The sequence below is a fragment of the Micromonospora sp. NPDC093243 genome, assembly GCF_044753725.1.
In the GTDB taxonomy this organism is placed as follows: Bacteria; Actinomycetota; Actinomycetes; order Mycobacteriales; family Micromonosporaceae; genus Micromonospora.
The window spans coordinates 284,803-296,779 of the sequence record NZ_JBIVNT010000003.1; the positions used below are offsets into that span (position 1 = coordinate 284,803).

At 72.0% G+C, this 11,977-nt stretch carries 10 protein-coding genes and 2 tRNA genes; 8 read left to right on the forward strand and 4 right to left on the reverse strand.

The features are described from left to right. Nucleotides 1-29: 29 nt before the first annotated feature. On the reverse strand, nucleotides 30-617 hold the full coding sequence (locus ACIP9D_RS10940) for a sigma-70 family RNA polymerase sigma factor (RefSeq protein ID WP_350869322.1): 588 nt from the start codon (nucleotides 615-617) through the stop codon (nucleotides 30-32). 107 nt (nucleotides 618-724) lie between these two features. Here ACIP9D_RS10940 and ACIP9D_RS10945 point away from each other — a divergent pair, with 107 nt between their 5' ends. From ACIP9D_RS10945 to ACIP9D_RS10960, 4 genes are all read left to right on the forward strand, one after another. Next, entirely contained in the window at nucleotides 725-1,369 is a 645-nt protein-coding gene (locus ACIP9D_RS10945) for a zf-HC2 domain-containing protein (RefSeq protein WP_400449709.1), read from the forward strand. 35 nt (nucleotides 1,370-1,404) lie between these two features. Continuing rightward, complete coding sequence (locus ACIP9D_RS10950) at nucleotides 1,405-3,066, forward strand: copper resistance protein CopC (protein WP_350869326.1); 1,662 nt, start codon at nucleotides 1,405-1,407, stop codon at nucleotides 3,064-3,066. A 17-nt stretch (nucleotides 3,067-3,083) separates the two neighbouring features. Further along, nucleotides 3,084-3,812: a YcnI family protein gene (locus ACIP9D_RS10955; RefSeq protein WP_350869327.1), complete on the forward strand. Its 729-nt coding sequence runs from the start codon at nucleotides 3,084-3,086 to the stop codon at nucleotides 3,810-3,812. A 144-nt stretch (nucleotides 3,813-3,956) separates the two neighbouring features. After that, complete coding sequence (locus ACIP9D_RS10960; RefSeq protein WP_400449713.1) at nucleotides 3,957-5,078, forward strand: hypothetical protein; 1,122 nt, start codon at nucleotides 3,957-3,959, stop codon at nucleotides 5,076-5,078. Between the two features lie 125 nt (nucleotides 5,079-5,203). Here ACIP9D_RS10960 and ACIP9D_RS10965 read toward each other — a convergent pair whose 3' ends face one another. Then, nucleotides 5,204-6,508, reverse strand: a complete 1,305-nt coding sequence (locus ACIP9D_RS10965; protein ID WP_350869328.1) for a glycosyltransferase 87 family protein — start codon at nucleotides 6,506-6,508, stop codon at nucleotides 5,204-5,206. 66 nt (nucleotides 6,509-6,574) lie between these two features. On the opposite strand from ACIP9D_RS10965, the gene orn reads away from it, so the two are divergent. Both orn and ACIP9D_RS10975 read left to right on the forward strand, forming a co-directional pair. Then, complete coding sequence (gene orn, locus ACIP9D_RS10970) at nucleotides 6,575-7,171, forward strand: oligoribonuclease (protein WP_350869329.1); 597 nt, start codon at nucleotides 6,575-6,577, stop codon at nucleotides 7,169-7,171. A 105-nt stretch (nucleotides 7,172-7,276) separates the two neighbouring features. After that, nucleotides 7,277-7,349, forward strand: a tRNA-His gene (locus ACIP9D_RS10975). A gap of 69 nt (nucleotides 7,350-7,418) precedes the next feature. Here the strand turns inward: ACIP9D_RS10975 and ACIP9D_RS10980 are convergent. Both ACIP9D_RS10980 and ACIP9D_RS10985 read right to left on the reverse strand, forming a co-directional pair. After that, nucleotides 7,419-8,723 carry an Ig-like domain-containing protein gene (locus ACIP9D_RS10980; protein ID WP_350869330.1) on the reverse strand — a complete coding sequence of 435 codons (1,305 nt, stop codon included), beginning with the start codon at nucleotides 8,721-8,723 and terminating at the stop codon, nucleotides 7,419-7,421. 260 nt (nucleotides 8,724-8,983) lie between these two features. Then, a complete protein-coding gene (locus ACIP9D_RS10985; RefSeq protein ID WP_350869331.1) occupies nucleotides 8,984-10,243 on the reverse strand; it encodes an Ig-like domain-containing protein in 1,260 nt (419 codons plus the stop codon). A 184-nt stretch (nucleotides 10,244-10,427) separates the two neighbouring features. Between ACIP9D_RS10985 and ACIP9D_RS10990 the strand changes: the two genes are divergently transcribed. Both ACIP9D_RS10990 and ACIP9D_RS10995 read left to right on the forward strand, forming a co-directional pair. Then, a tRNA-Lys gene (locus ACIP9D_RS10990) sits at nucleotides 10,428-10,503 on the forward strand. Between the two features lie 617 nt (nucleotides 10,504-11,120). Continuing rightward, entirely contained in the window at nucleotides 11,121-11,918 is a 798-nt protein-coding gene (locus tag ACIP9D_RS10995) for a DeoR family transcriptional regulator (RefSeq protein ID WP_350869333.1), read from the forward strand. Nucleotides 11,919-11,977 lie beyond the last annotated feature (59 nt).

Here is an 11,977-nt window from a genome sequence, read left to right on the forward strand (position 1 = left end):
GTCCCGTCGCCACCGGAAGTTCCGCCCGGTCAGCCGGCGAGCGCGTCGTTGACGGCTTCGATGAGGTCGTCGCGGGCCCGGGCGACCCGGGAGCGGATGGTGCCCACCGGCACCCCCTCGACGGCGGCGGCCTCGGCGTAGGAGAGACCGAGCAGTTGGGTGAGCACGAACGCGCCGCGGCGCTCGGCGGAGAGCCGGCGCACCAGGTCGGCCGCGCCGAGCTGCCCGGCCGGGTCCGGGTGCGGCCGGTCGGTGTGGGCGTTCGTGGCGAGCCGCGCGTCGAGCCGTCGGCGGCGGACCACCGTCCGCAGGTGGTCGGCGCAGGTCCGCCGGGCGATGCCGAGCAGCCAGGTACGGGCGCTGGAGCGGCCCTCGAACGTCGGCAGCGCCCGGAACGCCCGCAGGTAGGTCTCCTGGGTCAGGTCGTCCGCGCTGTCCGGATCCACCAGCGCGGCGGCGAACCGCCAGACCTCCACCTGGGTCAGCCGGACGAACGCGGCCTGCGCCGCGGGATCGCCGTCGCGGGCGGTCAGCGCCCACTCGGTGGCCGGATCCCGGGCAGCGCCATCAGCCGGGTCGGCCGAGCCGGCGGCGGTGTGGCGCGGGGCGGGGATCACGACAGTCCAGGTTACGCGGCGCGAAAGGGGCCGGGAGGGTCCTTGGACCCTTCCATGGTCTGCGCCACGCCGGGAACTTTTCTCGCGCCCGGACCGACTACCCCCTCATGAACTGTGACGACGTGCGTGCGGCGCTGTCGGCACGGCTGGACGGTGAGGATCCGCAGGTCGCGCCGGCGGTGCTGGACGGGCACCTGCCGGGCTGCCCCGGCTGCCGCGCCTGGCTGGCCCGCGCCGAGCAGGTGACCCGGCTGGTCCGGGTGCAGTCGGTGCAGGTGCCCGACCTGACCGCGTCGGTGCTGGCGGCGGTGGCCGCCGACCCGCAAGCCGCCGGTCGTACGCCGGCGGCGACGCTGCGGGCGCGCCGTCAGGTGCTCCGGGTCGCGGTGGGGGTGGCTGCCGTCGCCCAGCTCGCCATCGCCATGCCCATCCTGCTCGCCGGCCTCGGCGTCAGCGTCGACCCGCACACCAGCCGGGAGATGGCCTCGTTCGACGTGGCGTTGGCTGTCGGTTTCGCGCTGGCCGCCTGGCGGCCCGATCGGGCCCGCGCGTTCGTGCCGGTGGCCCTGGTGCTGGCGGTCTGCCTCGCTGGCACCAGCGCGGTGGACATCGCCAACTCGACCACGGCGTTGGTGCACGAGGTCGGTCACCTGGCCGCGGTGGTCCAGGCCGGCCTGCTCTGGGCGCTCGGGCGGGCCAGCCGGGACGCCGATCGGCCGCTGGCGCCGGTGCTTGCCGTGGGGCGCGGGTGAGCAGGGGTGGTCGGATACCGTCTCCGTCGGCGAGCATGATCGGCATGACTGCTGCCCCTCGTCGCTGGCTCGCCCGGCTCTGCGCCACCGCCGGCCTGCTGGTCACCGTCGTCGCCCTCCTGATCGCCCCGGCCGGCCCCGCGAGCGCGCACGCGGTGCTGGTCAGCAGCAGCCCGGCCGCGTCGGCGGTGCTGCCGAGCGGGCCGGCCGAGGTGGTGCTGACCTTCAGCGAATCGGTCCGCAAGGTGCCCGACAAGGTCCGGGTCATCGCGCCGGACGGCTCCCGGGCCGACCGGGGTGAGCCCACCTTCGGCGGCACGGTGGTGACCATCCCGGTCGACCCGGCCGGCGAACGCGGCACCTACCTGGTCAGCTACCGGGTCATCTCGGCCGACAGCCACCCGGTCTCCGGCGCGTTCACCTACTCGGTCGGCGCGCCGTCGCCGCCCCCGGTGGACACCGGCGACGACGGCCGGGCAGACCCGGTGGTCGGCGCCGCGGTGAAGGTCGCCAAGTTCCTCGGCTATGCCGGGCTGGTGCTGCTGGTCGGGCCGGCGCTGGTGCTCGGCGCGCTCTGGCCGCGGCGGCTCAGCCGGCGCGCTCCGGCCCGGCTGGCCTGGGCCGGCCTGGGCCTGGTCGCCCTCTCCACCCTCGCCGACCTGTGGTTGCAGGTGCCGTACACCGCCGGTGGCGGACTCTTCGACGTCACCGGCGCCGGCCTGAGCAGCGTGCTGGGCAGCACCTTCGGGGCGGCGCACCTGGTGCGGCTCGGCCTGCTGGCCGCGGCCGCCTTCCTGCTCCGGCCGCTGCTCGCCGGGCCGGTCGGCCGCGCGGACGGGATCATCCTCACCGTGCTCGGCGTGGCCGCCCTGCTGACCTGGCCGGTGGCCGGGCACCCGGCGGCGTCCCCGGCACCGGCCGTCTCCGTGGTCGTCGACGCGGTGCACCTGGGCAGCATGGCGGTCTGGCTCGGTGGCCTGCTGATGCTCGCCGTCTTCCTGCTGCGCCGGGCCGACGAGCGGGAACTCACCGCGATCCTGCCGATCTGGTCTCGCTGGGCCGCGGTGGCCGTCTCCGCGCTGCTGCTCGCCGGCACCGTCCAGGCGCTGATCGAGGTGGCCACCCCGGACGCCCTGGTCAACACCACCTACGGCCAGCTGCTGCTGGCAAAGATCGGCCTGTTCGTGCTGGTGATCGCGGTGGCCGCGTACTCCCGGCAGCTGGTGCGTCGGCGGGTCGCGGCGCAACGGCCGGTGCCGGTGCGCCGGGCCGTCTGGGTGGAGCTGGCGGTCACCGCGGTGGTGCTCGGCCTCTCCGCCACCCTGGTGCAGACCCCGCCGGCCCGCACCGCCGCCGACGTGGCCGGTCCCGAGGCCGGCTACTTCACCACCACGCTGGACAGCCCGCTGCTCAACATCCAGGTCGAGCTGGACCCGGCCGAGCGGGGCAACAACTCGATGCACCTGTACGCGTACACGAAGGACAACCGTCCGCAGCCGGTGGTGGAGTGGCGGGCCACCGCCGCGCTGCCCTCGGCCGGGATCGAGCCGATCGAGATCCCGTTGCTGCCGCTCACCGACAACCACGCGACCGGCGAGATCAACCTGCCCGCGTCCGGCGACTGGCAGCTGCGGCTGACCGCCCGGACGTCCGACATCGACCAGGCCACGGTGACCGCCACCGTGCCGATCCGTTAGAGAGAGGTCCCGACTCCATGATCCGTACCCGGCGTACCGCCACGGCAGCTGCCGGCCTGGCGCTCGGCGTCGTCGCCACCGCGGTGTTCGGCTTCGCCGCGCCCGCCTCGGCCCACGTCACCGTGAACCCGAAGGAGGCGACCCAGGGCGGCTACGGCCGGATCGCGTTCCGGGTGCCGAACGAGAGCGACACCGCGTCGACCACCAAGCTGGAGGTGGTGCTGCCGGAGAACGCCCCGGTGGGCTCGGTCTCGACCATGCCCGTGCCGGGTTGGACGGTGGCGGTGGAGAAGCGGAAGGTGGACCCGCCGATCGAGGTGCACGGCAGCCAGCTCACCGAGGCGGTGTCGAAGCTGACCTGGACGGCGACCGGTGACGCGGCGGTCAAGCCGGGCCAGTTCCAGGAGTTCCCGGTCTCCCTCGGGCCGCTGCCGCAGGTGGACCGGATGGTCTTCAAGACGCTGCAGACCTACTCGGACGGCAACGTGTCGCGGTGGATCGAGGAGCCGACCCCGGGCGGTGAGGAGCCGGAGAACCCGGCGCCGGTGCTCACCCTGACCGCCGCCGCGCCGACGACGGCACCCGCCGCGGCGACCGGACCGGTCGCCGACGATGACGACGACGCCGAGGGGAACGGCCTCGCCACCGGGCTCGGCATCGCCGGTCTGGTCGCCGGCGTCGGCGGCCTGGCGCTCGGCGGGCTGGCGTTCGCGCGTACCCGGCGGGAGCCGGCCGCGAAGGCCTGAGCCGAACCGACCAAGCGGGCCCGCCGGATCTGTACCGGCGGGCCCGCGGCTTTCCACCGATCGCGTGCCGTGGATATCCCCTGATCGGCCGGCCTGCGTCGGTAAGGTCGGCCGGGTACCTGGCCACGGAGGGGGACGGAACGGATGCGGTTCGTGCGGGCGATCGCCGGAATGCTGTTGCTGATCATCGGTTTGCCGGCGCTGATCGTCGGCGGGGCGCTCGGGGTGGTCACCCGGCACGCCGACCCCAGCGGCGCGTTCACCGCCCGGTTCGAGACCGTGCACACCGCCGGGCACGCGGTGGTCGTCACCGACCTCGGCGAGCTGCTGCGGCGGGAGGCGCCGTTCGCCCGGTTCGGGCAGCAGCGGATCCGGCTGGAGGCCCGCACCCCCGACGGGCCGGCGTTCGTCGGCCTGGCCCCGACCGACGAGGTGCGGCGCTGGCTGGAGCACGTCCCGCATGACGCCGTGCGCCGGGTGGCGCTCGCCCGCGGTCCGCTGCCGATCCGCCTGGACGGAGGCGGGACCGCCCTGCCCGCCGGGACTCCGGCCGCCGAGGCCGCGCCGATCGGCCGCCCCTTCTGGGTACGGGAGGGGATCGGCGCGCTGGAGTGGACCCCCGACGACCTGGCCGGACGTTCGCTCAGCCTGGTGGTGACGCGCCCGGACGGCCGCCCGGACTTCGACCTGGAGATGCGCGCCGAGTTGCGGGCCGGGTGGACCGCCCCGGCCACCTGGGGCCTGCTGGCCGGCGGCGTACTGCTGGTGGCGCTGGCCGTGCTGTTCCTGCTCCGCCCGCCGCGCCCCCGGGAGGTGGTCTTCGTGGTCGAGCCGGACCAGGTGCCGGTGCTCGCCGGCCGGCTCGGTGTCAGCTCGCTCAGCGGCTTGGGCGCCCAGCCGACCGGCTCCGACGGCCGGGTGGTGCTGGCCCAACGGCAGCTCGCCGCGGTCGGCTCCGGCCCGACCGAGCGGTCCCGGGCCGCCCTCGGGGCGTCGCCCGACCGCCGGCCGGCCAGCCTGGCCGACCTCGTGGCGGCCGAACCGACCGCGAAGGACGGGGCGACGCTGCCCGCACCGCCACCGGAGCTGTCCCTCACGCTGGCCTGGCCGCCGGTGGCGGCGGAGGGCACCCCCCAGCCGGTCCCGGCGGGTCGGCTCCGGCCGGCCACCCCGGCCGTCGACGCCGACGCGGCCGCCGCCGGCCCGGCTGGTGACGACGCCCGGTCGGCCGAGCGTCGGCCGGTCGACGGCGGGCAGCCGGGCTGAGCCGGCCGCGACAGGCGAGTGGCCCTCCGCGCTGCCGACGCGGAGGGCCACCCTTCACCGGGGGATCGGTGCTGCTACCCGAGATGCGCTTGAGGTAGTTGAGGCCAGATTAGCGCTGATCGTGGCTACTCGGGACGTGTGTCCATTTGGTGCAACTTCTCGGGCTCGGCCGCCGGTCGGCGCGGCACCCCCGGACCCTCGTTGCGCCGCGCCGGCAACGTCACCAGCAGCAGCAGGCTGAGCAGGACATACGTGTTGCGGACCAGGAACTCGCCGGGATTGTCCGTGCGGGCGGGCGCCACGCCCCAGTCGTAGAACGAGACGACGCCGTAGATGATCAACGCGGCGGTGCCGATCGCCAGTGTCGCCCACCAGTACCGCCGCCGGGCACCCTCGACGGTGGACCGGTCGGCGCGCGCCGCCGCGTCGGCGAGCACCACCACCGCCGGGATGAACCAGTAGAGGTGGTGGGTCCAGGTGATCGGGCTGACCAACCCGCCGACCAGCCCGGTCAGGGTCAGGCCGGCGAGGTGGTCGCCGGCCCGGGCGGCACGGGCCGCGCGCCACAGCCCGTACGCGGCGATAACGGCGACCAGCAGCAGCCAGGGCAGCCGGTCCGGCTTGTCGGGCGCGGTGAACCGGCTGAGCAGGCCGAAGAGCGACTGGTTGCCGGTGTAGTCGGTGCGCCCGACCCGGTCGTTGTCCCAGAGCTCACGCGTCCAGAACCGCCACGAGTCGTCCGGCGCGACCGCCGCCGCCAGCAGCGTCGCCGCGGCGGCCGTGGCACTGGCCACCGCCGCCGCCCACCAACGCCGGCAGGCCAGCAGGTAGACGATGAAGATGCCGGGGAAAAGCTTGAGCGCGGTCGCCAGGCCGACGCCGACCCCGGCCCAGCGCCGCCCTTGGGGTACGGCGAAGAGCAGGTCGGCCAGGATCAGCACGACCAGGAACATGTTGATCTGGCCGAAGGTGATGGTCTCGCGGGTGCTCTCCACGGCCAGCACCAGCAGCACCGCCACGGTGACGGTGAACATCCGAGGCAGCTGGTGCCGGGCGATCATCGGGCCGAGCAGCCAGCGGGTGGTCAGCACCACGCCCAGGCCGGTGAGGATCGTGAAGATCACCACAGTGGCGCCGAGCGGGAGCAGCGCGAACGGTCGCAGCAGCAGGGCGCTGAACGGCGGGTAGGTGAAGTAGAGCTCGCCCTGGACCCGATCCGGTTGGACGTAGTCGTAGAGCGGGTTCCCGTCGGCCCACCAGCGCATCGCCCGCATGTAGATCTTCAGGTCGAAGAAGTCGTGCACCAGGCCGGGCAGGTAGAGCGCGGGCAGCACGGCGGCGAGCGCCACCAGCGTGACGAGGCGACGGACCGTACGGCCACCGGGATCGTCGTCGGTGACGGCGGGCGGTGCGACGGGTTCGGCTGGCACTCCGAAACCCTAGCGGGCTGCTCCGCCAGGAGCGCGCAGCCGCGCACCGTGGGCTGCGCGTAGTCTGTGCCGGTGGCTGATCTCCTCGTCTGGATCGACTGTGAGATGACCGGGTTGGACCTCGGCAGGGACAAGCTGATCGAGGTTGCGGCCCTGGTCACCGACCCGGATCTCAACGTGCTCGGTGACGGTGTCGACGTGGTGATCCACGCGGACGAGGCGGCGCTGGCGGCGATGCCGGAGATCGTCCAGACGATGCACGCGAAGTCCGGGCTGACCGAGGAGGTCCGCCGCTCGGCGGTGACCCTGGCCGAGGCGGAGGACCTGGTGCTCGACTACGTCAGCACCTTCGTGAAGGACCCGCGTACCGCCCCGCTCTGCGGCAACTCGATCGCCACCGACCGGGGCTTCATCGCCCGGGACATGCCCCGGCTCGACAACCACCTGCACTACCGCATGATCGACGTCTCGTCGATCAAGGAGCTGTGCCGCCGCTGGTATCCCCGGGTGTACTTCGGCCAGCCCGCCAAGGGACTTGCGCACCGGGCGCTTGCCGACATCCGGGAGAGCATCCGGGAGCTGGAGTACTACCGGCGGACCGTCTTCGTACCGCTGCCCGGCCCGGACGTGGAGAGCGCCAAGGCGATCGCCGCCCAGCTCTGAGCCGGGCGGGCCCGCCGCGGGCAACCCGGTGGACGTGGCCGCCCCGCGTGGGGGTATTATTTCTCCGCACCCCGCCCGGGGCGTTCGACCGGGTGCGGCGGCATGGTGGCTGTAGCTCAGTTGGCAGAGCACCGGGTTGTGGTCCCGGTTGTCGTGGGTTCAATTCCCATCAGTCACCCGGCAGACGGAAGCCCCCTCCTCGCGGAGGGGGCTTCCGTCGTTGTGGGCCGCCGGGCGGCCCGGCCGCTCAGGCGGTCGGGCCGGTGCTCGGCGTGGTGTCCGGGTCCGGGGTGGCGTCGGCCCCCGGCTCGGCCGGCGGCTCGTACGGCACGGCGCTGCCCTTGACGTAGTCGTCCCAGCTCATGTTCCAGTCGGTCCAGCCGTTGCCGTTCTGCAGCTTGCGCTCGGTGCCCTTCACCGTGATCGGGTCGCCGATCCGGGTGTTGCTGAAGAGCCAGGCGCCGTTGGCCATCGAGACGTTCACGCAGCCGTGCGAGACGTTGACGCTGCCCTGCTGCCCCTCGGACCACGGGGCGGCGTGGATGAACTCGCCTCCCCAGGTGAGCCGCTGGGCATAGTCGATCTTCGTGCGGTAGCCGTCCTCCGGGCCGAGCTCCTCGAAGGTGTCGAAGACCGTCTTGCGCAGCTTCTCGATCACCACCATGGTGCCGCTCGACGACGGAGTGCTCTTCTTGCCGAGGCTGACCGGGATGGTCTTGATCACCGAGCCGTTACGGGTGACCGTCATCCGCTTGGTCTTGTTGTCGACCGTCATGATCAGGGACGGGCCGATCGTGATGTCCACGGTGAGATCGGCGCGGCCGTACCAGCCGTTGCCCATCGGCAGGCCGCCGGCCTGGACCCGGTAGGAGATCTTGGTGTTGGCCTTCCAGAACGCCTTGGGCCGGTAGCGGATCTCGGTGGGGCTCACCCAGTGCCAGATGCCCTCCTGGGCGGGGGTCGAGGTGACGGTCATCCGGCGCTGCACGTCGTCGCGGTAGTCCTCGGGGACCGCCCGGCTGAACTTGACGATCAGTGGCATGCCGACGCCGACCACCTGGCCGTCGCCGAGGAAGCTGCTCACCCGGATCTGGTTGCCGGGCTTGGCCATCGTGGTGAAGTTGCTGGTCGCCGTCGCGGGGCGGCCGTCGTCACCGGTCGCGGTCACGGTGGCGGTGTACGCCTCGCCGTACTTCAGCGCACCCGTCGGGAGCCAGCTCTTGCCGTCGGCGGCGAGGGTGCCCTCGACCGCCGTGCCGGCGGAGTCCTTCAGCTCGACGGCGGTCTCGACCGCGTCCTTCGTGGTGAAGGTGATGCCGGTCGAGGCCGGTACGTCCTTCGCGTCGGCCTGCGGCTCGCTGATGGTCGCCGCGGCCTTTGGTGCGGGACTCTCCCCGCCGCCCTGCCACGAGGACGGCTTCCCGCCGTCGCCGTCGGTGCAGGCGGAGGTCAGTGCCATCGTGACGGCGAGCAACCCCGCCGCGAAGAGGCGGCGCCGCCCTCGGGGTCGGCTGCCGCGCCGTCCGATCAGCTGGTCCTGGTCAGCTCGCATGATGTCCTCACAGTCGTGGTCCCCCGCATCGCTCATCCTCTCTCACAGACGCACCAGTACTGGTACCCGTTGCAGAGGGTGAAACGAAACACTGCACGGCATGATGCCGGAATATTGATAGAATCCGGCAATTTGTGAGGTCGGCTCGGATCCGCGCGACCATACGAGACCTGACCAGGCCCGAGGCGGCCCGCTGGTGCGACTCCCTGGCGTCGGCCGCGACGCCGGCCCGGAAACCCGGGCCGGCGCCGTCGGCGAGGTCAGACGGCCGGGCCGGCACCGCCGTCGGGCACCGGCAGGGCGCTGCCCTTCACGAACTCCGACCAGCTCAGGCTCCACGCGGTCCAACCGTTGCCGGCGGCCAGCTTGCGTTCGGTGCCCTTGACGGTGATCGGGTCACCGACCTTGGTCTTCCCGAAGAGCCACCGGGCGTTGGCCATGGAGACGTTGACGCAGCCGTGCGAGACGTTCTGCCGGCCCTGGACGTGCTCGGACCAGGGTGCGGCGTGGATGTACTCGCCACCCCAGGTCAGCCGCTGAGCGAAGTCGATCTCGGTGACGTAGCGGTTCGCGGGATTGGGATCGTCGCGGGTGTCGAAGACCGTGGACTCCTTCTTCTCCATCACCACCATGGTGCCGCTGGAGGAAGGGGTGCTCTTCTTGCCGAGGCTCACCGGCAGGGCCCGGACCAGCTTGCCGTCCTCGTACACGCTCATCTGCTTGGTGGAGTTGTCCACCTTCATCACGAAGGACTGGCCGATCTTGCCGGTCGCCTTGCGGTCAACGTCGCCGTACCGGCCGTTGCTCAGCGGTACGCCGGCCAGCGCGATCCGGACGGTGATGGTGGTGCCCGGCTTCCAGTACTCCGGCGCCCGGTAGTAGGCCTGGGTGCCGTTCGACACCCAGTGCCACGCCCCCGGCTGCGGCGGGTCGGTCCGGACGAACATCCGCTTCTGCACCGCCGCCCGGTCCTTCTTCGGGATGCCCGGGTGGAACTCGGTGACCACCGGCATGGCCACCCCGTAGGTCTTGTCGTCGAAGAGGTAGAGCCCGGAGCCGATGGTGGACTTCGGCTTCTTCATCGTGGTGAAGGTGCTGGTGCCCTGGCTGCTCGCCCCGTCGGCGCCGGTCGAGGTCACGGTCGCGGTGTAGCGCACGCCGTACTTCAGCGGGCTGTTCGGTACCCACGACGAGCCGTCGGTGCGCAGCTTCCCCTCGACCTTGGCACCCTCGGCGGTGGTCAGGGTGACCTGGGACACCTTGCTGCCGTCCGGCAGCTTGGCGCTGATCTCCGTGCTGACCGGCCTGTTCTTCGACCCGTCCGCCGGGGCGAGGGTCAGCGGCGGCCCGCTCGGCGTCGCCGGATCGGCGGTGCCGCTGGCCGTGTCGACGCTGGCGCTCGGCGAGGCCCCGCCGACGAAGGACGGCTTCTTCTGCTCGTTGCCGCAGCCGGTCAGAGCCAGCGACGCCGCCAGGGTCAGGACGCCCAGCACCGCCCCAGCTCGCGTGAACCTGCCCATCCCCACCTCTTCTCGCGTACCTGGCGGACATCGTGCCGTATCCCTGCCGTTCCTCAGGACCCGCGGCTCTCGCACCGGGGCGCTTTAGGCTATTTGCCCGTTAAGCTCGCCCGAAGGGTGGAGCCGGGTATCGGATTGGAACCCCCCTCATGGGCCGTGCTAAGGTTCTCCCCGTTGCCAACGAGCGCCGCTAGCTCAACTGGCAGAGCAGCGGACTCTTAATCCGCGGGTTCGGGGTTCGAGTCCCTGGCGGCGCACCAGCAATTAAGGCTCTGGCCTGGTGGTTGTTCACCTGGCCAGAGCTTTTTTCGTGTCCATGGCGACGGCGGGGTGCTCGGTGGGTGCTCGGGAGCAGTGGGACCCTTCCGGCTGTCGGTGGACTTGGTGCCGTGACCATGGACCCGCACTCGGGTCGGATGGTCGCCGGTGAGGAATCCTCGCCCGGCTCGGCGCTCCGGCCTGTCGACGTTTGGGGCCCGGCGCTGTTGCTGTCAGTGACGGTCGCTCTGACGGGGCGGAGCGTCCTCGCCGAGCCGGCGCTGGACGTCCCAGGTCTGTTGGCGATCGGAACCGCAGTGCCAGTCTGCTGTTGAAGATCAACTGGCGGTCGTCGGGTTTGTGTGGATCGCAACGTCTGTCCTCAGCTCATTGGCTAATTCTCTGAACAGTGATCTTCATAATCGGCCCCGGAACCCCGATTTGAGTACGGGGGTACTCGCACGGTCCGCCGGCGCTTCGCCTAGGAGCCGCCGAGAGCACCGTCTCCGGGCGCGGTAGTCCTGGCATCGCGGCGTTCAGGTCGGTCCACTGGCTACCCTCCGTTACAGCGTCCGGAAACCGGGTGTCGACTTCCGGTGTCCCGAGGGACCATCGGGAGATGGGTGACCATGTGGCCGTGCGGCGGTTGTCGCCGCGGCGGTGGCGGGTCCTGTCGTTCCTGGCGCAGCACGGTTCGGCGTCGACGCTGGACGTGGCCCTGGTTTGTGTCGTGTCGCGGCTGACGGCTCACCGGGATTTGGTCTGGCTTCACGAGGCGGGGCTGGTGCGCCGCGAGCGCTTTGAGGAGGACCGTACCCATACCTGGTGGTACGAGGTCACGGCCGAAGGGACCGAGGCGCTTCGCCGCGACCTGACGGCGTCGGGGCGGCCGGTTCCGTTGCAGCTGGGACAGCGGCCTCCGGGCGCGGCGGACGCTCTGCTGTTCCTGCCGTTGGTCGAGGTGTCGCGGCGGAACCCGGGGCGGTGCGAGCTGTTCCAGTGGCTGGCGACTATGGAGACCTCGGCGTGGTTGCGCCAGCACGACCTGGCGCAGCTGCGGGCCGACGGCTACGGCGTCTGGCTGGAGGACGGGCAGTGCCTGCGGTTCCTGGTGCATGTCGACCGTGGCGCGGTCGGTGACGCTATCGCTGACCATGAGCGGCGGCCGTCAGGGCTGGGTGGACTGCTGACCGGCTACTGGCGCACCGACCGAGTGGCGCCGGTCGGGGCGGTGCTTGTCGTCGCGCAGGACGGCGAGCGGGAAGATCAGCTGTCGGTCGACCTGGTCCGCAGGCCTCTGCGGGCACCTACCGCCACGACAACGATGAACCTGTTGTACCGCCACTGGCCGAACGAGCAGGTGTGGCGGATACCGGGCGAGGAGGACCGGAGCCGACTGATCGAGATTGGCACCTGACTTGGCGGGGCACTGCGAGGCGACCGGGATGATCCGTCAGAAACCCTTCTAACGAAGTG